At 71.6% G+C, this 23,230-nt stretch carries 22 protein-coding genes and 1 riboswitch; of the genes, 11 read left to right on the top strand and 11 right to left on the bottom strand.

What is annotated here, in order from left to right; genetic code table 11:
* Window positions 1-197 precede the first annotated feature (197 nt).
* Entirely contained in the window at window positions 198-683 is a 486-nt protein-coding gene (locus tag ACFYZQ_RS31180) for a GNAT family N-acetyltransferase (protein ID WP_389154913.1), read from the bottom strand.
* Between the two features lie 55 nt (window positions 684-738).
* Window positions 739-1,323, bottom strand: a complete 585-nt coding sequence (locus ACFYZQ_RS31175; protein WP_389154911.1) for a flavin reductase family protein — start codon at window positions 1,321-1,323, stop codon at window positions 739-741.
* Window positions 1,324-1,675: 352 nt separating this feature from the next.
* Here ACFYZQ_RS31175 and cdgB point away from each other — a divergent pair, with 352 nt between their 5' ends.
* Window positions 1,676-3,331: a diguanylate cyclase CdgB gene (gene cdgB / locus ACFYZQ_RS31170; RefSeq protein ID WP_389154908.1), complete on the top strand. Its 1,656-nt coding sequence runs from the start codon at window positions 1,676-1,678 to the stop codon at window positions 3,329-3,331.
* A 117-nt stretch (window positions 3,332-3,448) separates the two neighbouring features.
* Window positions 3,449-4,387 (top strand): CBM35 domain-containing protein, encoded by a 939-nt coding sequence (locus ACFYZQ_RS31165; protein WP_389154905.1) that lies wholly within the window; start codon window positions 3,449-3,451, stop codon window positions 4,385-4,387.
* Here the strand turns inward: ACFYZQ_RS31165 and ACFYZQ_RS31160 are convergent, their stop codons facing one another.
* The 3 genes from ACFYZQ_RS31160 to ACFYZQ_RS31150 form a co-directional block, all read right to left on the bottom strand.
* Window positions 4,388-5,317 carry a 1-phosphofructokinase family hexose kinase gene (locus tag ACFYZQ_RS31160; protein WP_389154903.1) on the bottom strand — a complete coding sequence of 310 codons (930 nt, stop codon included), beginning with the start codon at window positions 5,315-5,317 and terminating at the stop codon, window positions 4,388-4,390.
* A 124-nt stretch (window positions 5,318-5,441) separates the two neighbouring features.
* The gene (gene nagA / locus ACFYZQ_RS31155) at window positions 5,442-6,584 is read right to left on the bottom strand and encodes an N-acetylglucosamine-6-phosphate deacetylase (protein WP_389154900.1); all 1,143 of its coding nucleotides are present in this window, start codon (window positions 6,582-6,584) and stop codon (window positions 5,442-5,444) included.
* Window positions 6,584-7,525, bottom strand: coding sequence for an ROK family protein (locus tag ACFYZQ_RS31150; protein ID WP_389154898.1), 942 nt, complete (start codon window positions 7,523-7,525; stop codon window positions 6,584-6,586). Before ACFYZQ_RS31150 ends, nagA begins: the two co-directional genes overlap by 1 nt.
* Before the next feature lie 157 nt (window positions 7,526-7,682).
* On the opposite strand from ACFYZQ_RS31150, the gene ACFYZQ_RS31145 reads away from it, so the two are divergent.
* From ACFYZQ_RS31145 to otsB, 3 genes are all read left to right on the top strand, one after another.
* Window positions 7,683-8,903, top strand: a complete 1,221-nt coding sequence (locus tag ACFYZQ_RS31145) for an ABC transporter substrate-binding protein (protein ID WP_389155254.1) — start codon at window positions 7,683-7,685, stop codon at window positions 8,901-8,903.
* Between the two features lie 35 nt (window positions 8,904-8,938).
* On the top strand, window positions 8,939-9,172 hold the full coding sequence (locus ACFYZQ_RS31140) for a DUF3263 domain-containing protein (protein ID WP_389154895.1): 234 nt from the start codon (window positions 8,939-8,941) through the stop codon (window positions 9,170-9,172).
* Window positions 9,173-9,456: 284 nt separating this feature from the next.
* Window positions 9,457-10,332, top strand: a complete 876-nt coding sequence (gene otsB, locus ACFYZQ_RS31135) for a trehalose-phosphatase (RefSeq protein ID WP_389154892.1) — start codon at window positions 9,457-9,459, stop codon at window positions 10,330-10,332.
* 186 nt (window positions 10,333-10,518) lie between these two features.
* On the opposite strand, the gene ACFYZQ_RS31130 is transcribed toward otsB, so the two are convergent.
* Together ACFYZQ_RS31130 and ACFYZQ_RS31125 are read right to left on the bottom strand one after the other, a co-directional pair.
* Window positions 10,519-11,955 carry a trehalose-6-phosphate synthase gene (locus ACFYZQ_RS31130; protein ID WP_389154889.1) on the bottom strand — a complete coding sequence of 479 codons (1,437 nt, stop codon included), beginning with the start codon at window positions 11,953-11,955 and terminating at the stop codon, window positions 10,519-10,521.
* A 73-nt stretch (window positions 11,956-12,028) separates the two neighbouring features.
* Window positions 12,029-12,973 carry a glucosyl-3-phosphoglycerate synthase gene (locus ACFYZQ_RS31125; protein WP_389154886.1) on the bottom strand — a complete coding sequence of 315 codons (945 nt, stop codon included), beginning with the start codon at window positions 12,971-12,973 and terminating at the stop codon, window positions 12,029-12,031.
* 143 nt (window positions 12,974-13,116) lie between these two features.
* Window positions 13,117-13,281: riboswitch (SAM riboswitch) on the top strand.
* An 18-nt stretch (window positions 13,282-13,299) separates the two neighbouring features.
* On the opposite strand from ACFYZQ_RS31125, the gene thrC reads away from it, so the two are divergent.
* The 5 genes from thrC to ACFYZQ_RS31100 all read left to right on the top strand — a co-directional run bounded on the left by thrC (window position 13,300) and on the right by ACFYZQ_RS31100 (window position 18,819).
* Window positions 13,300-14,586, top strand: a complete 1,287-nt coding sequence (gene thrC / locus ACFYZQ_RS31120) for a threonine synthase (protein WP_389154883.1) — start codon at window positions 13,300-13,302, stop codon at window positions 14,584-14,586.
* Window positions 14,583-14,858 carry a MoaD/ThiS family protein gene (locus tag ACFYZQ_RS31115; protein WP_389154880.1) on the top strand — a complete coding sequence of 92 codons (276 nt, stop codon included), beginning with the start codon at window positions 14,583-14,585 and terminating at the stop codon, window positions 14,856-14,858. The genes thrC and ACFYZQ_RS31115 overlap by 4 nt, the downstream gene beginning before the upstream one ends.
* A gap of 442 nt (window positions 14,859-15,300) precedes the next feature.
* Window positions 15,301-15,507, top strand: a complete 207-nt coding sequence (locus tag ACFYZQ_RS31110) for a cold-shock protein (RefSeq protein ID WP_019057200.1) — start codon at window positions 15,301-15,303, stop codon at window positions 15,505-15,507.
* Window positions 15,508-15,826: 319 nt separating this feature from the next.
* Window positions 15,827-17,449 (top strand): chaperonin GroEL, encoded by a 1,623-nt coding sequence (groL, locus tag ACFYZQ_RS31105; RefSeq protein ID WP_389154877.1) that lies wholly within the window; start codon window positions 15,827-15,829, stop codon window positions 17,447-17,449.
* A gap of 245 nt (window positions 17,450-17,694) precedes the next feature.
* Entirely contained in the window at window positions 17,695-18,819 is a 1,125-nt protein-coding gene (locus tag ACFYZQ_RS31100; RefSeq protein WP_389154875.1) for an NADH:flavin oxidoreductase, read from the top strand.
* A gap of 28 nt (window positions 18,820-18,847) precedes the next feature.
* Here the strand turns inward: ACFYZQ_RS31100 and ACFYZQ_RS31095 are convergent, their stop codons facing one another.
* The 4 genes from ACFYZQ_RS31095 to ACFYZQ_RS31080 form a co-directional block, all read right to left on the bottom strand.
* Complete coding sequence (locus tag ACFYZQ_RS31095; RefSeq protein ID WP_389154872.1) at window positions 18,848-19,417, bottom strand: hypothetical protein; 570 nt, start codon at window positions 19,415-19,417, stop codon at window positions 18,848-18,850.
* On the bottom strand, window positions 19,414-20,877 hold the full coding sequence (locus ACFYZQ_RS31090) for a PTS transporter subunit EIIC (protein ID WP_389154870.1): 1,464 nt from the start codon (window positions 20,875-20,877) through the stop codon (window positions 19,414-19,416). The genes ACFYZQ_RS31095 and ACFYZQ_RS31090 overlap by 4 nt, the downstream gene beginning before the upstream one ends.
* 15 nt (window positions 20,878-20,892) lie before the next feature.
* Window positions 20,893-21,828 carry an N-acetylmuramic acid 6-phosphate etherase gene (murQ, locus tag ACFYZQ_RS31085; RefSeq protein WP_389154867.1) on the bottom strand — a complete coding sequence of 312 codons (936 nt, stop codon included), beginning with the start codon at window positions 21,826-21,828 and terminating at the stop codon, window positions 20,893-20,895.
* A gap of 64 nt (window positions 21,829-21,892) precedes the next feature.
* A complete protein-coding gene (locus ACFYZQ_RS31080; protein ID WP_389154864.1) occupies window positions 21,893-22,789 on the bottom strand; it encodes a MurR/RpiR family transcriptional regulator in 897 nt (298 codons plus the stop codon).
* Window positions 22,790-22,844: 55 nt separating this feature from the next.
* Between ACFYZQ_RS31080 and ACFYZQ_RS31075 the strand changes: the two genes are divergently transcribed.
* The gene (locus ACFYZQ_RS31075) at window positions 22,845-23,228 is read left to right on the top strand and encodes a hypothetical protein (RefSeq protein WP_389154862.1); all 384 of its coding nucleotides are present in this window, start codon (window positions 22,845-22,847) and stop codon (window positions 23,226-23,228) included.
* Window positions 23,229-23,230: the final 2 nt, after the last annotated feature.

Genomic DNA, 23,230 nt, shown 5'->3' with positions numbered 1-23,230 from the left:
ACCCGCCCCCTGTCCCTTGCGGGGCTGCTGTCCCTGCACCCTGCGGGGAGAGTGCTGCCCACTGTCCCCTGCGGGGCTCCAGCCTGCCCCTGCGGCACTGCGCCCCCGCCGACCTGGCCCATGCGGGGGTTGTCGTCCCTGGACCCGTGGGGCTGACGCCCCTGCTTCCGCGGGGCCCCGGCACCCGCACCGGCAGCTCAAGCCCCGTCAGGCTCCGGCGCCCGGTCCAGCTCCAGCACCCCCACCGTCTGGCCCCCGCTGGTCTCCCCGGTGCGGCGGAAGCCGAGGCCGAGGTAGAAGCCCTCGGGGCCGGTCGGGCCCGGGTGCCAGGTGACGTGCAGTTCCTTGCCGCCGCGGCGGCGGATCTCCTCGGCGACGGAGGCGACGGCGAAGCGGCCGTAGCCGCGGCCCTGTTCCCCGGCGGCGATGTTGAGGCGCCACAGGCCGGAGCGGAACACCGTTCCGTCGCCGTGCCAGTCGATGTCGAGGAAGGCCATCAGAAAGCCGACCGGGCGGTCCTCGTCGACGATCAGACGGGGCCAGGCGACCCCGGCCGGATGGACGTACGCCTCGGCCAGCGACTGCATCACCGGCGACACCGCGTGCTCCTGGTCCGGGCGGACGTGAATGCCGGTCGCGGCGTCGAAATTCCTCGGAGTCACTTGTTCCAGACGGGGCGTCATACCGGCACGGTAGAGCGGCAGTTCACAAAACCGCCACGAATTTCTCCGGCGGTGATTACCCCAACTGCCGGTACCTGCCCCGGAAATACAGCAGAGGGCCACCTTCCGTGCCCGGCAGTCGGGCGGTCAGCACCCGGCCGATCACCAGTGTGTGGTCGCCGGCCGCCACCCGCTGCTCGGTGCGGCACTCCAGGGCCGCCAGGGCGCCGCCGACCAGCGGCGCACCGGTGGCCTCGCCGCGGGTGACGGGGAGGTCGGCGAAGAGCAGGCGGTCGCTGACCCGGCCCTTCATGGCGAAGCGGCCGGCGGTCTGGCGCTGGTTGTCGGCGAGGACGGAGACGGCCCACAGCGGCTGCTCGGCGAGCAGGTCGTCCATGCGGGAGCCCTCGCGCAGGCTGACCAGGACCAGCGGCGGTTCGAGGGAGACCGACATGAAGGCGGTGGCGGTCATACCGACGTCCTCGCCGGGCGGCGCCCCGGGGTCGTCCGGGTCGAGCGGCGGCTCCTGCGCGGTCACCAGGACCACGCCCGCGGCCAGCCGGGACATCGCGGCCCGGAACTCGTCGTTGCTCACCCCCTCAGCATGCCCGGAGGCGGTGGGGACGATGGGCAGGGCGAGGGCAGAGGGATTGTTCGGCACACCGGAAACGCTAATCTCCGCTCGGTGCGGGTCGCATCGGGCCTCCGGCCGAGAGGGCCCCGGGACAAGGTCCTACGACCCCGAGTCCGGCCCTTCGTGCATCATGTCCGCACACTCGCAAAGACTGCGTTCAGTAAACACACAGGGAAAACGCAGAAACTCCACTCAATTGTTCACGTTCTCCTGTGACTTGAGTCACAAGGGGCGGGAATTGTTGACCCTGTGTACCGAGTGGGGAGCGCGCTGTGATTCAGTGGCGGGGAACCTGTAAGAGCACCACAAGGGCACCACCGGAAAAGAAACGCCGACGACAACCCTTGATTCGCTGCGAGGTCTCGGGGGGAGGGCGAGCATGGAGACCGAGTCGGAGCCGTATGTCCGCCTTGCGTCCCTGCGACAGCTGCACCAGGTCATGGCCGACATGAACACGGCACGCAGCCTGGCGGACACACTGCAGACCGTCGCGGACGGGGTCGTGAACGCCCTCGGCTACGAGATGGCGGCCGTGAACCTGGTACGGCCCGACGGCGATCTCGTGGTCGCCGCCTTCTCCGGCAACTCGGCCGCGGAGGCCCTCATCACCGGCCGTGTCGGCTCCCGCGCCTCCTGGGAGCGCCGCCTGAGCATGGGCGAGGACTGGGGCGACCTGCGTTTCATACCCCACACCGAGGGCTGGGTGCTGGACGACGACGACGTCCCCCAGTGGTTCACCGACGGGCCCGACCCCCGCTTCGAGGACGAGTGGCACCCCTCCGACCGGCTCTTCGCGCCGATGTACACGCCCGGCGGGCCGGCCGGCTCCAGTGGCGAACTGCTCGGTGTGATCTCCGTGGACCGGCCGCGCAACGGCCGCCGGCCCGGCGCCTGGGGCCGCGAGGCGCTGCAGATGTACGCGTTCCAGGCCGCGATCGCGATCAGCAACGCGCGTCTACGTGCCAATATGCAGCGCGCCCTGGTCCGCCTGGAGCGGGAGCAGCAGGCCCTGCGGGCCAGTGAGGAAAGCTTCCGGCAGGCCTTCGAGTACGCCCCCTCGGGCATGGCGATCGCCGAGATGGGCGGCGACCAGCACGGCCGGATCCTGCGCACCAACGACGCCCTGTGCCGCCTGCTGGGCCGACCCGCCTCCGCGATGCGCCGCTACTCCTTCTCCGACCTGGTCCACCCCGAGGACATAGGCACCCTGCTGCGCACCTCCGCGGAAGGCGGACGCGCGGAGCTCCGGCTCGGCCGCCGTGACGGTACGTACGTATGGGTGTCCCTGCGCAACAGCGTCGTCGCGGACGCCGCCGACGGCCCCCGCTTCCTGCTCACCCACGTCGAGGACATCGAGGAGCGCAAGCGCCGCGAGCTCCAGCTCGCCCACCGCGCCTCCCACGACTCCCTCACCGGGCTGCCGAACTCCGCCGAGCTGCGCTCGCGCCTGTCGTCCCGGCTCTGTCAGCGGCCCACCCAGTCCGGCGCGCTGGAGTCGCTGGACGCGGCCTACGGCCACCCCGCCTTCGACCCGCCCGGCCACGGCTTCGACTTCGCGTCGCCGGGCGCTCAGCCGTTCGAAGGCTACGACCACCACGTGCACACCATCGCCCCCGAGGGGGAGCGGGACGACGGCACCAAGGGCCTCGCGGTCCTCTTCTGCGACCTCGACGGCTTCAAGTCGATCAACGACCGGTTCGGGCACAACGCGGGCGACGCGGTCCTCATCGAGGTCGCCCGGCGGCTCAGCAACGGCGTGCGGGACGGCGACACGGTGGCCCGGCTCGGCGGCGACGAGTTCGTGATCCTCGCCGACGGCCTCGGCAAGGCCGACGCCCAGGACCTCGCCGTACGGCTGCGCAACGAGATCATCCAGCCGATCCGCGCCGAGGGCCGGGCCGTGCGGGTGGGCGCCAGCTTCGGTATCGGGTGGGCACACTGTGGAATGACTGCGGACGAAGTGTTGAAGTCCGCTGACGAACGCATGTACGTAGAGAAACGATCTCGTCCCAAACAGCACCGGCGGGCCGGCTGATCTCCAGGTCAGCGGGTCGATGCGACGGGAGTCACCCGTTTGGGCCACACGAAGCGGGTAGGCTCGCCATTCTCACCACTACCGCATCCACCCGCACCTGTTGAGGAGTACCTAGGGATGAGCCCCGGCGAAAACGGCCCGAGCACGCCCGAGGACGACGACCCGTTCGGCTATCTGTACGCCGACGGTCAGGCCAGGGGCGCCCAGCCGCCGTCCGGCGGTTACGGCTACCCGGGCTCGGTCAACAGAGTGCGCGCGGTCGGCGAGCGCACGTACGGCGGGCAGCAGGCGCAGTACGGCCAGACCGTCCAGCAGCAGGGCGCCGCCTACGGGCAGCCGAACGCCGCCTACCAGGCACCGGAGACCTTCCCGGGCGGCGCGCAGACCACCCAGCAGCCGATGCCCGGCGGCGGGGGCGGTGGCGGCCGGAGTCGCGGCCCGAACACCAAGGGCCTGCTGATCGGTGCCGTCGCGGTGGTGGCGGCGGTCGTCATCGGCATCGGCTGGGCCATGATGAACGGCGACTCCGACGACAAGAAGGCCGACAACAAGGCCTCCGGCGCCCCGGCCCAGTCCCAGAAGGCCTCGCCGACCCCGTCCAGCAGCAGCTCGGCGGCGTCGGGGGAACTGCCCAAGGCCGACGCGAAGACGCTGACGCTGGGTGGAGGAGCGGGCACGGCGTCGGACGTCAAGGGCGCGAAAGCCGACGGTGGCACCTACGTCACGAACTTCAACCAGGTCGGCTCGTCCCTCACCTGGGACCTGAGCGACATCCCCAAAGCGGGCAAGTACACGCTGCACGTCACCTACGGCGTGCCCGGCAAGGACGCCAACGCCACACTCACGGTGAACGGCACGCCCCAGACCCGCCCGTTCAACCTGGCGAACTTCGCCCATGCCCCGGCGGGCGACTACGAAAAGGGCTGGACCAACACCTTCGGGAACATCATCCTCAACAAGGGCCCCAACACCATCAAGCTGTCCTGCGAGCAGAGCAACCAGTGCGATGCCAACTTCGACCAGTTCTGGCTGGAGCCGGGGTGGAAGAAGTCGTAGTCAGGCCGCGCTGACCTCTCCGGTCACCGCCACCCGCCCCACCAGCTCCTCGTAGGCCTCCCGGTCGAACTCGCCCGCCGCAGGCGCCCGTACCGTCGCCGCCGACAGTGCGACCGCGCGGGTCAGCCGGTCCGGCCAGGGCAGGTGTTCCACGAGGCCCGACAGCAGGGCCGCGACCGTGGAGTCGCCGGCGCCGGTCGGGTTGCCGTGGAGGCGGCCGGGCGGGGTGGCGCGCCAGCGGCCCTCGGGGGTGACGGCCAGCAGGCCCTCCGCGCCCAGGGAGGCGACGACCGCGTGGGCGCCGCGCCGCCGGGCGTCCTGGACGGCCCGCAGCGGCTCGTGGGAGCCGGTCAGCTCGGCGAGTTCCTCGGCGTTCGGCTTGACGATGTCCGGGCGGGCCGCCACCCCGCGGCGCAGTGGTTCGCCGCTGGTGTCCAGGAGGACGGGGACGCCCGCGGCCCGCGCGGTCCGTATCAGTCCCGCGTACGCACCCACCGGTACTCCCGGCGGCAGGCTCCCGCACAGGGCGACCGCGGAGGCCGAGCCCAGCAGCCGCCCGTACGTGTCCTGGAAGGCGGCCCACTCGGCGTGGGTGATCTGCGGGCCGGGCTCGTTCAGCTGGGTGGTGTCGCCGCCCAGCTCGTCCACGACGGCGATGGTGCGCCGGGTCGCCCCGCCGACCGGCACCAGCGCGTCCACCATTCCCGGCGTGGTCGCCAGCCGCTCCCGGACCACGCGCCCCGTGGCGCCGCCGGCGAACCCGGTGGCCGTCACCTCGTGCCCGAGGGCCGCGAGCACCCGGGCGACGTTCAAGCCCTTGCCGCCCGGCCGTTCGACGACCTCCTGCACGCGGTGGGAGGCGTGCGGCCGCAGGGACCGTACGCGATAGGTGATGTCGAGAGCGGTGTTCAGTGTGACCGTGAGGATCACGTGGGCCGGCCTCCCCTCGGGCGTGACATGCGGCTTCTTCGCTTCCGGAAGCCAGATCATGCCAAAGAGAGGGCGACCGGCCCAGTCCACGGGACCGGCCACCGACTCCCGACTCGGGGACGGATCAGCCCAGTTGGGGATCGACCACCCATTCACCCCGGCGCATCACACCCTTGAGGTCGAAGTCCGCGTCGAGGAGCACCAGGTCGGCGTCCTTGCCGGGCTCCAGGGAGCCGATGCGGTCGTCCAGGCCCAGCAGCCGGGCCGGGTTGGCGGACAGGGCGGCCACCACGTCCTCCACCGGCAGCCGGTCGACGGTCACCGCCCGTTTGAAGGCGCGGTCCAGGGTGAGCGTCGAGCCCGCGATGGAGCCGCCCTCCACCAGCCGGGCCACGCCGTCGTTGACCTCGACCTCGAGCGGGCCCAGCAGATAGCGGCCGTCGCCGATGCCGGCCGCGTCCATCGCGTCCGTGATGAACGCCACCCGCGCGGCGCCCGCACGGTTGAACGCCAGTTCGAGGGCGGCCGGGTGCAGGTGCGTGCCGTCGTTGATCAGCTCGACCGTGACCCGTTCGTCCTCCAGCAGGGCGGCGACCGGGCCGGGGGCGCGGTGCCCGAGGGCGGGCATGGCGTTGAAGAGGTGGGTGGCGACCGTGGCGCCCGCGTCGATCGCCTCGGCCGTCTGCTCGTACGTCGCGTCCGTGTGCCCGACCGCCGCGATCACGCCGTGCTCGGCCAGCAGCCGTACGGAGTCGAGGCCGCCCGGCAGCTCGGTGGCGAGGGTGACCATCCTCGCCCGCCCGCGCGCCGCGTCGAGGAGCTTGCGGACCTCGGCCGGGTCGGGGTCGCGCAGCAGCTCCGCGGAGTGCGCGCCCTTGCGGCACGGGGAGATGAAGGGGCCCTCGAAGTGGATGCCGGCGATGTCGCCCTGTTCGGCCAGCTCGCTCAGCAGGCCCGCCTGCCGGGTCAGGACGTCCGTCTCGTCGGTGACGGTGGAGGCGACCAGGGTGGTCGTGCCGTGCCGCCGGTGGGTGTCGACGGCTCTCAGTACGTCGTCCACCGGGCCGGAGAAGGAGGCTCCGCCGCCGCCGTGGTTGTGCAGGTCGACGAAGCCGGGGACCAGCCAGTGGCCGCTGACGTCGATGAGTTCCGCGTCCGGGCGTGCGGCGGCCGCGATCCTCGTACCCTCGACGATCACACGCCCGTCGGGCACGGTCCCGGTGGGCAGCACCACAGAAGCTCCGGCGAGAACCTTGGTGGGGGGCATCAGGCGGTTACCTCCGAGGAGTCAGTGGTTTCGAGGAGATCCCGGGCGAGCAGCCCCGCACCCAGGCACCCGGCGGTGTCCCCGAGGGCGGCGGGGACGACGGACGGCAGCTTCTGGAAGGTGACGCGCCGCCGGACGGCCGCCCTGAGCGGTGTGAACAGGGTCTCCCCCGCCTCGGCGAGCCCGCCGCCGACGATCAGCGTGCGCGGGTCCAGCAGGGTGAGGGCGGTGACCAGGCCGTCGGCCAGCGCGTCCACCGCCTCCTGCCAGACCCGGACGGCGTTCGGGTCACCGGACACGACGGCCTTCGCGCAGTCGGCGGCGTCCGCGTCCGGGCTGCCGGAGACGGCCGCCCACGCCTCGCTGACCGCGGCCGCGGACGCGTACCGTTCCAGGCAGCCGCGCTGCCCGCACGGGCAGGCGATGCCGCCGGGGCGTACGACGATGTGACCGATCTCGCCCGCGAAGCCGTGCGCGCCCGCCTCCACCCGGCCGTCCAGGCCGATGGCGCCGGCGATCCCGGTGCCCAGCGCCACGAACAGGAACCGGTCGGTGCCCTTGCCCGCGCCGGTGCGGCCCTCGGCGAGCCCGCCGGTACGCACGTCGTGGCCGAGGGCGACCGGGATGCCGAGCCGCTCGGTGAGCAGGGCGCGCAGGGGGACGTCGCGCCAGCCGAGGTTGGCCGCGTAGACGGCGACCCCGCGGTCCTCGTCCACGATGCCGGGGACGGCGAGTCCGGCCGCGGCGGCCGGTTCACCGAAGTGCTCCTCGCCGTGGGCGTACAGGGAGGCCGCGAGGCCGAGGATGCCCTCGACCACCGCGTCGGGCCCGCGCTCGCGGCCCGTGGCCCGGCGGTCCTGGTGCAGCAGCTCGCCGTCCGGCCCGATCAGGGCGGCCTTCATCCCGGTGCCGCCCACGTCGATGGCGATGACATGTCTCACGGGAACAGTGTGGCCCGCGAACCCGCAAGAGGTCTAGTCCACTACATGGTGTAGACCTTATGGTGTTCACATATCGAATGACGAGTCAGTAGGGTTTGGGGCAACAACAGTGGGGCGTCGTACGGCAGGAACGATCGCGGCGGTCGCCGCGCTGGGTATGACCGCGGTCCTCGGGGGCTGCGGGAGCACCGGATCGTCCGACGTGACCCTGAGACTGGTCGCGGCCGACTACGGCGACTCGGCGGCCAACAGCTCGAAGAAGTACTGGGACGAGCTGGCCAAGGAGTACGAGGCCAAGCACCCCGGCGTGAAGATCGACGTCACCGTGTACTCCTGGAACGACGTCGACCGCAAGGTGAAGGAGATGGTCGCCGCCGGCAAGGCGCCCGACATGGCGCAGATCGGCGCCTACGCCGACTACGCCGCCGAGGGCAAGCTGTACGACGTCTCCGAGCTGCTGTCCATCCCCGTCCAGGCCGACTTCGTCTCCCAGCTCGCCGAGGCCGGCCAGTGGAACCACACCCAGTACGGCATGCCCTTCGCGGCCTCCACCCGGGTGCTCTTCTACAACAAGACCCTCTTCGCCAAGGCCTCCCTCACTCCGCCCACCACCTGGAGCGAACTCGCCGGCGACGCCGAGAAACTGAAGGCCATGGGCGTGAAGTACCCCTACGCGCTGCCCCTCGGCCCGGAGGAGGCGCAGGCCGAGACCATGCAGTGGCTGCTCAGCGGAGGCGGCGGCTACACCGACGACATCGGCGGCTACGACCTCGCCTCCACGCAGAACGTCGACACCCTCACCTGGCTCAAGGACGACCTCGTCGGCAAGGGGCTCACCGGCCCCGTCGCCCCGGGCAGGCTCAACCGGGCCCAGGCGTTCGCCGCCTTCACCGACGGGCAGGTGGGCATGCTCAACGGGCACCCGGCGCTGATCCAGCAGGCGAAGAAGAAGGGCGTGAAGTTCGGCACGGTGCCGATGCCCGGGCGGACGGCCCAGTCCAGGGCGTCCATGGGCGTCGCGGACTGGATGATGGCCTTCAAGCAGAACGGCCACGCCGAACAGGTCGGCGACTTCCTCGACTTCGTCTACAGCGAGAAGAACGTCCTCGACTTCTCCCGCCGCTACGGGCTGCTGCCGGTCACCACCTCCGCGTCCGACGTCATGGCCGACTCCGGCCGGGACAAGCCCCTGCGGCCCTTCCTGCAGGAACTCCCCACCTCCGAGCTGTACCCCGTCGGCAAGACGTCCTGGGCGTCGGTCAGTGCGGGCCTGAAGAAGACCATCGGCCAGGCGGTCGCCCCCGACGGCAGCCCCCTCGGGACGCTCAGCCGCCTCGAGGCGACGGCGAACACCGCGGACAGCAGCGCCTCGAACTGAGCACCCTGTCAGTGCCCCGCGTTACCGTTTCGGACATGGAACGGGACGAGTTCGGCCGACGCGAACAGGGCATCCTCGCGCTGGAACGCCGGGGCTTCACCGGCCCCGGCGCCAAGGAGCGCGCGATACGGGAGGAACTCGGCCTGGCCCCGGTCCGCTACTACCAGCTCCTCAACGCCCTCCTCGACGACGAGCGGGCCCTGGCCCACGACCCGGTCACGGTCAACCGCCTGCGCCGGGTCCGGGAGTCGCGGCGGGCCGAGCGGTAGCCGCTGCGCGGGGCTTGGCCGGGGGGTCGGCACCCCGGGGGCCTGCCCTGCCCTGGGGCTCCGCCCCAGACCCCGCCAGGGGCTGCGCCCCTGCACCCCGGCGCTTCCCACCCACCCACCCGTGACGGTCGGCTGGAAAGTCGCCCCACCCTGGGGCTCCGCCCCGGACCCCGGCGGGGGCTCCGTCCCCTGCACCCCTCGCAGGACTCCGTCCCCCCGCGCCCCTCGCGGGAGCGGTGAAGCTCCCAGGAGTGCATCCGCGGTTGCGTGGATAGGGTCGATCCATGGGCACCCACACGACGGACTCCACGGACCCGGACAACCCCATGGACCCGCTGCCGACCCCCGTCACCCAGTCCGGGCGGGACGGGCTGAACGCGCTGCTCGCCAGGCCCCGCTCCGCGGTGGTCGGGCTCGATTTCGACGGGACGCTGGCGCCGATCGTCGCGGAGCCCGACCAGGCCCGCGCCCACGCGCAGGCGGTCCCGGCGCTCGCCGCCCTCGCCCCCAAGGTGGCCGCCGTCGCCGTGGTCACCGGCCGCCCGGCCGGGGTCGCGGTGCGCTACGGCGGCTTCGCGGGCGTACCCGGACTGGAGCACCTCGTCGTCCTCGGCCACTACGGCGCCGAACGCTGGGACGCCGTCACCGGCACCGTCAACGCCCCCGCCCCACACCCCGGCGTCACCGCCGTCCGCGCCGAGCTGCCCGGCTTCCTCGACCGCATCGGCGCCTGGCGCGGCACCTGGATCGAGGAGAAGGGCCGGGCCGTCGCCGTGCACACCCGCCGCGCCGAGGACCCGCAGGCCGCCTTCGAGGCCCTGCGTGAACCCCTCACCGACCTCGCCGCCCGCAACGGCCTGATCGTCGAGCCCGGCCGCATGGTCCTCGAACTCCGCCCGCCCGGCATGGACAAGGGCGTCGCCCTGCTGGAGTACGTTCGCGAGGCCGGCGCCGAGGCCGTCCTCTACGCGGGCGACGACCTGGGCGACCTCCCCGCCTTCGCCGCCGTCGACAAACTGCGCTCCGACGGCGTCCCCGGCCTCCTCGTCTGCAGCGGCAGCACGGAGGTCACGGAGCTCGCGGAACGCGCGGACCTGGTGGTGGACGGCCCCGAGGGCGTCGTGTCCCTGCTGCGCGGGCTTGCGGCGGCACTCGGCTGAGACCCGAGGCAACCGACCGGTGCCCGCTGGGCGTGTCCGGCCGGTTGCCAGGCAGTCGAGCGGTTGCCTGCCGGATCCGTCCGACCGACTGCCGGGTCCGTCCGTCGCCCGGCGGGCCGCCCAGCGACTGCCCGCCGGGCCTGCCCGGCCCGCCCCGCCACGGGGCAGCGAGTGTCCCGCCCCGCGTCAGTCCTCCAGTGCGTGCAGTTGGTCCAGGAACCACTGGGCCGGAGGCAAGGCCGTGGCCGCCGCAGTGAGGCGCTTGGTGCGCTCGGCGCGCTCGCCGTCGGACATGGTGAGCGCCTGGTGGAGGGCGTGCGCCGTGCCGGCGATGTCGTACGGGTTCACCGTCACCGCGTCCTCGCCCAGCTCCTCGTACGCGCCGGCCTCCCGGGACAGCACCAGCGCGCAGCCCTCGTCGGAGACGACCGGGACCTCCTTGGCGACCAGGTTCATGCCGTCCCGGATGGGGTTGACCAGGGCGACGTCGGCCAGCCGGTACGCGGCCAGGGAGCGGGCGAAGTCGTCCTTGACGTGGAGGACGACCGGGGTCCAGCCCGGGGTGCCGTACGCGGCGTTGATCTCCTCCGCCACCCGTTGCACCTCGGCGGTGTAGTCGCGGTACACCGCGAGGTCCTGCCGGGAGGGGTAGGCGAACGCCACGTGCACCACCCGCTCGCGCCACTCCGGGTGGTCGTCGAGGAGCTCACGGTAGGCCAGCAGCCCGCGCACGATGTTCTTCGACAGCTCCGTGCGGTCGACCCGGACGATCGTCTTGCGTGCCCTGCCGTCGGGCGCCGTACCGATCTCCGTCCGCAGCGCCGTCATCCGCTCGTCCACGTCCGGCCGGTGCGCCCGCTGCCGCAGGAAGTCCGCGTCCGCGCCCAGACCGTGCACCCCGATCCGAGTGCCGGACACGGCGTCGGCCCCGAGGACGGCTTCGCAGCAGGCGGTGAACGCGTCCGCCCAGCGCTGGGTGAGGAAGCCCGCCCGGTCCGCGCCCAGGATCCCGCCGAGCAGTTCGGCGGCGATGTCGTCGGGGAGCAGCCGGAAGTAGTCCGGCGGCGCCCACGGGGTGTGCGAGAAGTGGCCGATGCGCAGGTCGGGGCGGAGTTCCCGGAGCATCCGGGGAGCCAGCGCCAGGTGGTAGTCCTGGACGACCACCACCGCGCCCTGCGCCGCCTCCTCGGCCAGGGCTTCGGCGAACGCCCGGTTGTAGGCCTCGTAGGACGCCCACTGGCGACGGAACTCCGCGTCCAGGACGGGCTCCAGCGGGGTCTGGTACAGCATGTGGTGGACGAACCACAGCACCGAGTTGGCGATGCCGTTGTACGCGTCGGAGAACACCGTCGCGTCGATGTCGATCATGCGGACCTGCTGCCCGCCGGTCGCGTCCTCGGAGAGCCGCCGACCGCCGTGGGAGCGGCGCACCGCCTCCCGGTCGGCGTCGCTCAGCGCGGCGCACACCCAGAGCGCGTTCGCGTCCGGGCCGATGGCCGACAGCCCGGACACCAGTCCGCCGCCACCCCGCTTGGCGTGCAGCGAACCGTCCTCGCGGACTTCGTACGAAACCGGGCCGCGATTGGACGCGACCAGCACCTCAGCACCGTGCGTGGAAGCCATGAGTCTCAACCTAGCCCGGCCCGGAAACGCTCAAACGTACGGTTCCCTCCCCGGCGGAGTGACACGGCCGGGGTCAGGCCACCCGGCGCGCGGCGTACTCGGCGATCTCCGCCATCGGCGGCCGCTCCTCCGTGTCCACGGAGTAGGTGCGCGGCTCGAAGCCCTCCTCGCCCCGCTCGAACTGGGTGAGCGAGGGCCGGACGAGGTGGCCGCGGGCCAGGCGGAGCTGGGCGGTGCGGTAGATGGCGGCGGCCATCCGGCCGAGCGCCTGCCCGTCCTGGTGGCGGTGCTTGCGCACCCCGACGTCCACCTGGGCCAGGGCGTCCAGGCCCACCAGGTGCAGGGCGTCGACCAGCATGCCCAGTTCCACCCCGTACCCGACGGGGAAGGGCAGCTGCTCCAGCAGCGAGCGGCGGGCCGCGTACTCACCGCCGAGCGGCTGCACGAACCCCGCAAGCTGCGGCCAGTGCATGTTGAGCAGCGGGCGCGCCATCAGCTCGGTGACCCGGCCGCCCTGGCCCGCGGTCCCGGCGAGCGGACGGTCGTACATGCCCTTGACCAGGTCCACGTCCGGGTCGGTCAGCAGCGGGCCGACGATCCCCGAGACGAAGTCGGAGGAGAACTCCTTCAGGTCGGCGTCGATGAAGCAGACGATGTCCCCCTCGGTGACGAGGAGCGAACGCCACAGCACCTCGCCCTTGCCGGGCACGGCCGGTATCCGCGGCAGGACGTCGTCGCGGTGGACGACCCGGGCGCCCGCCGCGGCGGCCACCTCGGAGGTGCGGTCGGTGGACCCCGAGTCGACGACCACGATCTCGTCGACGAGCGGGGTCTGCTGCATCAGGTCGTGGCGGATGATCGCGACGATGTCGCCGACCGTCTCCTCCTCGTTGAGCGCGGGCAGCACGACACTGACCGACTGGCCCGTGCGCTGCTTCGCGGCCAGGATCTGGTGGAGCGGGCGATCGGTCACGGACCAGGAGCGGGTGCTCAGCCAGCGCTCGACTTCTTCCAGCACGGTGGGCGGCTCCTCACTGTTTGTCTCGCGGTTCGGACGACTATCTCAACTGTCCCGGCCTTCGGTTACAGTCTTGAACAACGCGGATGACCATCGCATGTCCGAGGTCACCGTTGTTCACAACCGCACACACAACCGCATACCGCTCATCCAGAGGGGCAGAGGGACACGGCCCGATGAAGCCCCGGCAACCCTCCAGTCGGTTCTCGTAGATCAGTTGGACCAGTCCTGATCGTTCCGCGAGGCTCCCGGCTAGGGAAGGTGCCAAATCCGTCTCACGGCGAGATGCGTCGTGAGGAAGATGAGGAGAAAGGGCCTCGCCTCACATGGCTGTGCAGACTGCTGCAAGCACCACCGACTCCACCGTAGACCTCGGCCCCGCCGCTGCTCTGAGCTGCCGCGAGTGCGGCCACCGGGTACCGCTCGGACCGGTCTTCGCCTGCGAGGAGTGTTTCGGCCCGCTCGAGATCGCCTACGACTTCTCGGCCTACGAAACCGAGGAGCTGAGGAAGCGGATCGAGGCGGGACCCGCGAACATCTGGCGCTACGCACCCCTGCTGCCCGTCCCGGCGGACGTGGCGACCAAGCCCAACATCAACCCCGGCTGGACCCAGCTCGTCCAGGCCGACAACCTCGCCCGTGAGCTCGGCATCGAGGCTTCGCACCTGTACGTGAAGGACGACTCCGGCAACCCGACGCACTCCTTCAAGGACCGTGTGGTCGCGCAGGCACTGGAGGCGGCGCGGGCCTTCGGTTTCACCACCCTGTCCTGCTCCTCCACCGGCAACCTGGCCGGCGCGGTCGGTGCCGCGGCGGCCCGGGCCGGCTTCCGTTCCTGCGTGTTCATCCCGCACGACCTGGAGCAGGGCAAGGTCGTCATGGCCGCGGTCTACGGCGGCGAGCTCGTCGGCATCGAGGGCAACTACGACGACGTGAACCGCTTCTGCTCCGAGCTGATCGGCGACCCGGCCGGCGAGGGCTGGGGCTTCGTCAACGTCAACCTGAGGCCGTACTACGCGGAGGGGTCCAAGACCCTGGCGTACGAGATCTGCGAGCAGCTCGGCTGGCGGCTCCCGGACCAGATCGTCGTCCCGATCGCCTCCGGCTCCCAGCTCACCAAGATCGACAAGGGGCTGCAGGAGCTGATCAAGCTCGGCCTCGTCGAGGACCGGCCCTACAAGATCTTCGGCGCCCAGGCCCAGGGCTGCTCGCCGGTGTCGACCGCGTTCAAGGCGGGCCACGACGTGGTGCGCCCGCAGAAGCCCGACACCATCGCCAAGTCCCTCGCCATCGGCAACCCGGCGGACGGGCCGTACGTCCTGGACATCGCGCGCCGCACCGGCGGGGCGGTGGAGGACGTGACGGACGAGCAGGTGGTGGACGCCATCAAGCTGCTCGCCCGCACGGAGGGCATCTTCGCGGAGACGGCGGGCGGTGTGACGGTGGGCGTCACGCGCAAGCTGCTGGAGAACGGCGTCCTCGACCCGACCAAGACGACCGTCGTCCTCAACACGGGCGACGGCCTGAAGACCCTGGACGCGGTGGCAGGCACCGGCCTGACCGCCACGATCCGCCCGAACCTCGACTCCTTCCGAGAGGCTGGCCTGGCATGAGCGTGACCGTCCGCATCCCCACCATCCTGCGCACCTACACGGGCGGCCAGGCAGAGGTCCAGGCAGAGGGCACGACCCTCGGCGAGGTCATCGCCGACCTGGAGAAGAACCACACCGGGATCGCCGCCCGCGTCCTGGACGACCAGGGCAAGCTGCGCCGCTTCGTCAACGTGTACGTCAACGACGACGACGTGCGCTTCGAGCAGGGGCTGGAGACCACGACTCCGGACGGTGCGGGCGTCTCCATCATTCCGGCCGTCGCCGGCGGCTGACCGAATGACTGATCATTACCGTCGGTAACACCGGTTACCGAGAGTTCATCGAATTGCCCTCGCCGTGAGAGAAACGGAGGGGGCAATTCTGTGTGGTTGAGCGCGGTAGAGTTGGGGAACGCGCTCCCGGAACGCGGGTCGGGGGCCCTGGAATCGCGCCGCACATCCGACAGGATGTAGCCAAAGTGTGCGAATGTTTTGCGCCTTATGTGCCCTTTGCGGGGCCCGACTTGCCCCGGATTCAGCCGAATTTTTGGCAGATTCCCGACCGGCGTCGTCCAGATTTCTCGTCCGATTGACCTGTTGCAGACGGCAGTTGGACAGATACATTCAGCCGCGGTCGACGCGTTCCGGCGCACGCCCCCAATCCATGGGGGGTGAGGTCTGACCCGGATCCGCGAAGTGTGGATCTGTGCAAGGGCCAGTAATAGGGGAGTTAGGCATGGCTCAGGGCACCGTCAAGTGGTTCAACGCGGAGAAGGGGTACGGCTTCATCGCGGTCGACGGTGGTGCGGATGTTTTCGTCCACTACAGCGCGATCCAGATGGACGGTTACCGCACCCTGGAAGAGGGTCAGCGGGTCGATTTCGAGATCTCGCAGGGCCAGAAGGGTCCGCAGGCGGACATGGTTCGGCTCGCGACCAGCTGAAGCACGCGCCGACCCGCACGACGTTCTTCTGTACATCTTCGAAGGGCCCGTACCCCCCGGGGTGCGGGCCCTTCGGCCTGCCCGGACACCCGTGGGGCCCGCTGTTCACCTGGCTATCCGCTCGAGCCGCTTGCACTCGGCATGGGCGAGTGCTAATCATTGGCGTTAGCACTCTGAAGGTGAGAGTGACAATGAAGGACCGGGTCGGTGAGGCCCGCAGGCCAAGTGGGGCAAGGAACCACGCGGCCCGCGAGCCGTCCGTCGCGGGCGCGGGCGCGGTCCGAAGGAATCACCCCCAGTCCTGGAGGGACCACTTCACATGGCCAAGATCATCGCGTTCGACGAGGAGGCGCGGCGCGGCCTCGAGCGCGGCATGAACCAGCTCGCGGACGCCGTGAAGGTGACGCTCGGCCCCAAGGGCCGCAACGTCGTCCTCGAGAAGAAGTGGGGCGCGCCCACGATCACCAACGACGGTGTCTCCATCGCCAAGGAGATCGAGCTCGAGGACCCGTACGAGAAGATCGGCGCCGAGCTGGTCAAGGAAGTCGCCAAGAAGACGGACGACGTCGCCGGTGACGGTACGACCACGGCGACCGTTCTGGCCCAGGCGCTGGTCCGCGAGGGTCTGCGCAACGTGGCCGCCGGTGCCAACCCCATGGCCCTGAAGCGCGGTATCGAGAAGGCCGTCGAGGCCGTCTCCGCCGCCCTGCTGGAGCAGGCGAAGGACGTCGAGACCAAGGAGCAGATCGCCTCCACGGCCTCCATCTCCGCCGCCGACACCCAGATCGGCGAGCTCATCGCCGAGGCCATGGACAAGGTCGGCAAGGAAGGCGTAATCACCGTCGAGGAGTCCCAGACCTTCGGTCTGGAGCTGGAGCTCACCGAGGGTATGCGCTTCGACAAGGGCTACATCTCGGCGTACTTCGCCACCGACATGGAGCGTATGGAGGCCGTCCTCGACGACCCGTACATCCTGATCGCCAACTCCAAGATCTCCTCGGTCAAGGACCTGCTCCCGCTGCTGGAGAAGGTCATGCAGTCGGGCAAGCCGCTGCTGATCATCGCCGAGGACGTCGAGGGCGAGGCCCTGTCGACCCTGGTCGTCAACAAGATCCGCGGCACCTTCAAGTCCGTCGCCGTCAAGGCCCCGGGCTTCGGCGACCGCCGCAAGGCCATGCTCGGCGACATCGCCATCCTCACGGGCGGCGAGGTCATCTCCGAGGAGGTCGGCCTCAAGCTGGAGAACGCCACCCTCGACCTGCTGGGCAAGGCCCGCAAGGTGGTCATCACCAAGGACGAGACCACCATCGTCGACGGTGCCGGCTCCTCCGACCAGGTCAACGGCCGTGTGAACCAGATCCGCGCCGAGATCGAGAACAGCGACTCCGACTACGACCGCGAGAAGCTCCAGGAGCGCCTGGCCAAGCTCGCGGGCGGCGTGGCCGTCATCAAGGCCGGCGCCGCCACCGAGGTCGAGCTCAAGGAGCGCAAGCACCGCATCGAGGACGCCGTCCGCAACGCCAAGGCGGCCGTCGAGGAGGGCATCGTCGCCGGTGGTGGCGTGGCCCTGCTGCAGGCCTCCCAGGTCTTCGAGAAGCTGGAGCTCGACGGTGACGAGGCGACCGGCGCCAACGCCGTGAAGCTCGCCCTGGAGGCCCCGCTCAAGCAGATCGCCGTCAACGGTGGTCTCGAGGGCGGCGTCGTCGTCGAGAAGGTGCGCAACCTGACGGTCGGCCACGGCCTGAACGCCGCGACCGGCGAGTACGTCGACATGATCGCCGAGGGCATCATCGACCCGGCGAAGGTGACCCGTTCCGCGCTGCAGAACGCCGCCTCCATCGCCGCGCTGTTCCTCACCACCGAGGCCGTCATCGCCGACAAGCCGGAGAAGGCCGCCGCGCCCGCCGGCGGCGGCATGCCGGGCGGTGACATGGACTTCTGATCGACCGGTTCCGGTTGATCTGCGTCCTCACCCGAGGGCGGCACTCCCTGTCTTGTGGCAGGGGGTGCCGCCCTCGGGCGTTTTCGTCGTGCGACGAAGGCCGAGTCCCACCGTGGGCTGGATCACACTGCGGCACGCCCGGGGGCAGGAATGCGTGACGCGGCGCGCGGAGTTCCCTTAAGAAGCTGCACCAATGCGCGTGCACATACCTGCTGGACAACCCGCAAGCCATGAGGAGCCCCCACGTGACCGTCACGCCCCCCGCCTCCCGCGCGGCCCAGATCCTCTCCCGGCCGACGACGATCAACGGCCTGACCGTTCCGAACCGCATCGCGATGGCACCGATGACCCGCGAGTTCTCCCCGGGCGGGATCCCCGGCGAGGACGTGGTCTCGTACTACGCCCGCCGCGCGGCCGCCGGGGTCGGGCTGATCGTGACCGAGGGTACGTACGTCGGGCACGAGTCCGCCGGGTACAGCGACCGCGTCCCGCGGTTCCACGGCGAGGAGCAGCTCGCGGGCTGGTCGAAGGTCGTCGAGGCGGTACACGCGGCCGGCGGCACCATCGTGCCGCAGCTCTGGCACATCGGCATGGTCCGCGAGCAGGGCCAGCCGCCGTTCCCCGAGGCCCCCGCCGTCGGCCCCTCCGGGCTGCGCACCGCCGGCGCCGAGGTCGCCGGCAAGGCCATGACCCAGGCCGACATCGACGCGGTGATCGGCGCGTTCGCCCAGGCCGCCGCGGACGCCGAGCGGATCGGCTTCGACGGCGTGGAGATCCACGGCGCCCACGGCTACCTCATCGACCAGTTCCTGTGGGCCGGCACCAACCGCCGCACCGACGCCTACGGCGGCGACCTCGTCGCCCGCACCAAGTTCGCGGCCGAGATCGTCGCCGCCGTCCGCGAGAAGGTCTCCCCCGAGTTCCCCGTCATCTTCCGCTACTCGCAGTGGAAGCAGCAGGACTTCACCGCCCGCCTCGCCGAGACCCCCGAGGAGCTGGAGGCCATCCTCACCCCGCTCGCCGCCGCCGGTGTCGACGCCTTCCACGCCTCCACCCGCCGCTACTGGCTCCCGGAGTTCGAGGGCTCGGACCTCAACCTCGCCGGCTGGACGAAGAAGCTCACCGGCAAGCCCGTCATCAGCGTCGGCTCGGTCGGCCTCGACGGCGAGTTCATCAAGGCCTTCCAGGGCGAGGGCTCCCCGGTGAAGAGCATCGACGACCTCCTCGACCGCCTGGAGTCCGACGAGTTCGACCTGGTCGCCGTCGGCCGTGCCGTGCTGCAGGACCCGGAGTGGGCGGCGAAGGTCCTGGCCGGCCGCTTCGACGAGCTGAAGCCATACGACCCCGCTTCCCTGAAGACCCTCAGCTGACGAACCGTCCGTCGTCCGGCTGACCCCCCTAGAGGTTGCCCATGGGCTCGATGTCCGCCTGCACCGGCGTGCCCCACACCCGCAGCACCTCGTAGTCGGTGAACTCGTGCACCAGCCGGTACGCCATGGCGGGCCGGGAGCCGCGTCGCTGGGCGGCGAGGTAGAGCTCGGCCTCGCGGCGGTCCCGCCTCGGCGTCCCGCACAACTGCCACTCCCGGCCGTTCCACAGCTCCGGCAGCCAGCGCTGCTGGGGCTGGGGGCGGTCGCCCCGGACCCCGTAACGGGAGGGGGCGGAGGGGACGGGGTCGGCCGACGGCCGGCCGCCGCCGTACTCGGCACGCCTGGCCGCCCGGCGGCGGGTCTCGCACAGCAGACACAGGTCCGGGGCGCTCTTGTCGACGGGCCCGGTCGGGTGCTCGGCGCACCGGGTGGTCGTGGCCGCCCCCGTGACGCTCTCGTCCAGCAGGTCCAGCGCCCGCCGCAGATCGGCCTTGACCTCGTGCAGTTTCGCGTCCGGCGTGTCGGCGGTGAGTGCCTCGCCGTGCTCGCCGAGGACGCGCAGGGCACGGCCCAGGGCGGTGAGTTGGGCGTGGTTCATGATCTTTCCACGTGGTCCTTCCGCGGCGCGCTGTCACTTCCGCCCTCCATGGTGCCCCGGGACGGCCGGGCAGCGCCCAGGGGGCCGAGGTCTGAGGCCCCGGGCCTGAGGGTCACGTACGTCGCCAGGAAACCCACCCCGTACCCGGTCAGCAGACCTCCCGCGTAGATCGCCGCCGTCAGGGCCGGGCTCCTGTTCCCCGCCAGCAGCGGGAACAGGGCCCAGCCCGACGGTCCGATCGCCGTCGCCCCGACCCGGTCGCCCAGCATCGCGAAGAACCCGACGAAGGCCCCGCCCGCCGCGCCGCCCGCACAGGCGGTCAGGAACGGCCGGCCCAGCGGGAGGGAGACGCCGTAGATGAGCGGCTCGCCCACCCCGAGCAGTCCCGCGGGCAGCGCCGACCTGATCGTCGTGCGCAGGGAGGTGTCGTGGCGGAGGCGGACGTACACCGCCAGGGCCGCGCCCACCTGGCCGGCGCCCGCCATGGCGAGGACGGGCAGCAGCACCGTGTAGCCCTGCTGTTCGATCAGCGTGGTGTGGATGGGGATCAGGGCCTGGTGCAGGCCCAGCATCACCAGGGGCAGGAACAGGCCGCCGAGGACCAGCCCGGCGAAGGCGCCGGTCGTCGTCAGCAGCCAGTCGGCCGCCGTGCCGATCGCCGACGAGACGGCGCCGGCCGCGAACATCAGGCCGTACAGCGTCACCATCCCGGCGACCAGCACGGTCACCGCCGGGGTCAGCAGGACGTCGAGTGCGCCTGGCAGCCGGCCCCTGCACCACCGCTCCACGTACGTCCCCAGCAGCGCCGCGGCGAGCGCGCCGAGCACCCCGCCCTGGCCGGGGGCCAGGTGCACACCGAACGCGGTCACCTTCGCCACGCCCGGGTACACGACCACGGCGGCCACCGCCCCGCCGAGCACCGGCGTGCCCCCGAATTCCTTCGCCGTCTGGTAGCCGACGAACACGGCGATGAGCGCCATGAAGGCGGAGGAGACGGCGGCCAGGGCGGGGGTCAGGCCCGGCAGCCAGCCGGCGTTCACCAGCAGCCCGCCCAGGCCCGCGAGGACACCGCAGCCGATCAGCGCGGGGATGAGCGGAACGAAGACGTTCGCGATCCGGCGCAGGGCTTTCTTCACCGGGGTGGCGTTGCGCTGCCGCCGCCGCTCCCGCAACTCGGCACCCAGCGAAGCCAGTTCCTCCGCTGTCGTGCGGGGCGCCAGCAGTGCCTCCACCCGCGCCGCGACCTCTCCCACCACCCCCGGGCCCAGCACGATCTGGTAGGTGTCGTCGTCGACCACGCCGAGGACGCCGGGCAGGGCCCGCAGCGCCTCCTCGTCCACCAGCGACCGGTCGGCCAGCCCGAGGCGCAGCCGGGTCACGCAGTGGGCGACGGAGGTGACGTTCGCGGGGCCGCCGACCAGCGGGAGCAGGGCGGCGGCGGTGTCGTTCGAGGTCTGCACACCCCGAGCGTGCGGTCAGCCGGCCGCGGCCGCCAGCGCGGCGCGCAGATGGCCGCCGGACTCCTCCAGAAGGCGGGCGGCCGTCGGGCCGTCGACGCCGGCCAGGACGACCAGGATCGCGTTCTTCACCTCACCACCGGTCTGGGCGAGCGCCTTCTCGATCTCGTCGTCCGGTGCCCCCGTGGCCAGCGTGACGATACGGCGGGAGCGGGCGCGCAGCTTGTCGTTGGAGGCCCGTACGTCGACCATCAGGTTCCCGTACGTCTTGCCCAGCCGGATCATCGTGATCGTCGACAGCATGTTCAGGACCAGCTTCTGCGCGGTGCCCGCCTTCAGCCGGGTGGACCCGGTGAGCAGCTCCGGGCCGACGACGACCTCGATGCCGTGGTCGGCGGCCGCCGCGAGCGCGCTGTCCCTGTTGCAGGACAGACCGATGGTCAGGGCCCCCTGGGCGCGCGCGTGTTCGACTGCGCCGATCGCGTACGGGGTGCGGCCGGAGGCGGAGACACCCACCACCGTGTCCTCGGGGGTCAGCTTCAGCGCGTCCAGGTCCCGGTGCGCCAGCTCCTCGGAGTCCTCCGCGCCCTCCACGGAGACGACCAGGGCGTCCGGGCCGCCCGCGATCAGGCCGACGACCTGCTCGGGATCGGTGTTGAAGGTCGGCGGGCACTCGGAGGCGTCCAGCACACCGAGCCGTCCGGCGGTGCCCGCGCCCGCGTACACCAGCCGGCCGCCGCGCCGCATGCGCTCGGCGACGGCGTCGATCGCGGCCGCGATCCGCGGGAGCTGCTCGGCGACGGCGGCGGGCACGGCGCTGTCCTCGCCGTTCATCAGCCGGGCGATCTCGAGCGTGGGCAGCCGGTCGATCTCGGCGAGCTCCGGCCGGAAGGCCTCGGTGGTCAGGGTCGCCAAGTGGGCGTCGAGGTCGCGCGAGTCGGACGGGGAGGTCATCGGGGCAGCTCTTTCCGGGGTCCGTTGGTCCGTTTTCGGTCAGCAGACGCAGCCATACCCAGGTCTACCGCGAACCGCTCCGGTGCCGATGCGCCAACGCCTCGTAAGATGCGGCCAGCGCCGGCGCCGCCGTCTCGTAGGTCCGCTGGGCGACTCCCACGAACAGGCAGTCCACCACCAGCAGCTGACTCGTCCGGGAGGACATGGCCGCCGGCCGCAGCTCGCTCTCCCGCGCGGTCGACGTGGTCAGGACGTGGTCGGCGTACTGGGTGACCGCGCTGTCCGGCCGCCCCGTGACCGCCACCGTCGTCGCCCCGCGCTCGAAGGCGACCCGCAGCGGCTCTATCACGTCGCCCGTCGCCCCGGAGTGCGTGATCGCGATCGCCACGTCACCCGTGCGCAGCTGCACGGCGTTCGTCACCGCGAGGTGCGCGTCGCTGTGCGCGTGGGCTATCAGCCCTATGCGCAGCAGCTTCTGGGTGAGGTCCTGCGCGACCAGGCCCGAGGCGCCGATCCCGTACACGTCGGTCCGCCGAGCCCCGGCGAGCGCGGCGACGGCGGCGTCGAGCTGCGCGGTGTCGAGGCCGGCGGCGGTGTCGGCGAGGGTCTGCTGCTCGTCGTAGGCGAGCTTGGCGACGACGTCGGCGATGGGGTCGTCCACCGCTATGTCGGTGGTGATGGCGGGCGCGCGCCCGGACTGCTGCTGGGCGGCGAGACCGGCCAGGGCGAGACGCAGGTCCCGGTAGCCCGGATAGCCGAGCAGACGGGCCGTGCGCACGACGGTCGCCTCGCTGGTGCCGGTGCGCGCGGCGAGGCCGGTGACGGTGAGGGCCGCGCAGCCCGCCGGGTCGCTCGCGACGGCCTCCGCGACACGCTGCATGGAGCGGGTCATCGACGGGGCGAGCGTGCGGACCTTGGCGGCCAGGGCGCCGCCGAAAATTTCCTTCACATCCCGCGTCACCTCTGAAAGGTATTTTCGGTTCGGTGTCCTGGTCAAGGGTGCGCACAATGGGTGCATGGACCCCATCAGCCCCCTGGAGCAGACTCTGCACGCCGCACGCGCCCTCGTGCTGGCCGATCTCGTCGCGGGAGACGTGGCCGAGGCGGACGTCGTCTCGCTGGTCGAGGAGTCCGTCGTGCAGCGGCGGTGGTGGGTGGAGCAGTGGCCGGAGGGGGCGAGCTACGTCGCCGGGCTGGTCGCGCAGGACGTGCAGGACGCGCTGCTGGAGCGGTACGGGCGCTGGCCGCTCTGCCCGGTGTGCGGCTCCGGCGACCCGCACGCCCTGGAGGTGGAGCCGGAGCTCGGGCCCGACCCGCAGTGGGTGTGCCACAAGGCGGGCGTGAGGGTCGCGGCGGTGGGGGCGCTGGGGTCGGCGACGGGCGGGGAGCCCGCCTCGTGAGG

It is taken from the genome of Streptomyces sp. NPDC001843 (assembly GCF_042891955.1).
Lineage (GTDB): Bacteria > Actinomycetota > Actinomycetes > Streptomycetales > Streptomycetaceae > Streptomyces.
This window is presented reverse-complemented; position numbering and strand designations above follow the sequence as displayed.

Excerpts from the sequence above, each read along its gene's own strand:
- otsB (WP_389154892.1), top strand. The coding sequence starts at position 9,457 with ATGGGCACCCACACGACGGACTCCACGGACCCGGACAACCCCATGGAC.
- ACFYZQ_RS31180 (WP_389154913.1), bottom strand. The coding sequence starts at position 683 with ATGACGCCCCGTCTGGAACAAGTGACTCCGAGGAATTTCGACGCCGCG.
- ACFYZQ_RS31140 (WP_389154895.1), top strand. The coding sequence starts at position 8,939 with ATGGAACGGGACGAGTTCGGCCGACGCGAACAGGGCATCCTCGCGCTG.
- ACFYZQ_RS31075 (WP_389154862.1), top strand. The coding sequence starts at position 22,845 with ATGGACCCCATCAGCCCCCTGGAGCAGACTCTGCACGCCGCACGCGCC.
- nagA (WP_389154900.1), bottom strand. The coding sequence starts at position 6,584 with ATGCCCCCCACCAAGGTTCTCGCCGGAGCTTCTGTGGTGCTGCCCACC.
- ACFYZQ_RS31165 (WP_389154905.1), top strand. The coding sequence starts at position 3,449 with ATGAGCCCCGGCGAAAACGGCCCGAGCACGCCCGAGGACGACGACCCG.
- ACFYZQ_RS31130 (WP_389154889.1), bottom strand. The coding sequence starts at position 11,955 with ATGGCTTCCACGCACGGTGCTGAGGTGCTGGTCGCGTCCAATCGCGGC.
- ACFYZQ_RS31145 (WP_389155254.1), top strand. The coding sequence starts at position 7,683 with ATGACCGCGGTCCTCGGGGGCTGCGGGAGCACCGGATCGTCCGACGTG.
- groL (WP_389154877.1), top strand. The coding sequence starts at position 15,827 with ATGGCCAAGATCATCGCGTTCGACGAGGAGGCGCGGCGCGGCCTCGAG.
- ACFYZQ_RS31110 (WP_019057200.1), top strand. The coding sequence starts at position 15,301 with ATGGCTCAGGGCACCGTCAAGTGGTTCAACGCGGAGAAGGGGTACGGC.
- thrC (WP_389154883.1), top strand. The coding sequence starts at position 13,300 with ATGGCTGTGCAGACTGCTGCAAGCACCACCGACTCCACCGTAGACCTC.
- murQ (WP_389154867.1), bottom strand. The coding sequence starts at position 21,828 with ATGACCTCCCCGTCCGACTCGCGCGACCTCGACGCCCACTTGGCGACC.
- ACFYZQ_RS31095 (WP_389154872.1), bottom strand. The coding sequence starts at position 19,417 with ATGAACCACGCCCAACTCACCGCCCTGGGCCGTGCCCTGCGCGTCCTC.
- cdgB (WP_389154908.1), top strand. The coding sequence starts at position 1,676 with ATGGAGACCGAGTCGGAGCCGTATGTCCGCCTTGCGTCCCTGCGACAG.
- ACFYZQ_RS31115 (WP_389154880.1), top strand. The coding sequence starts at position 14,583 with ATGAGCGTGACCGTCCGCATCCCCACCATCCTGCGCACCTACACGGGC.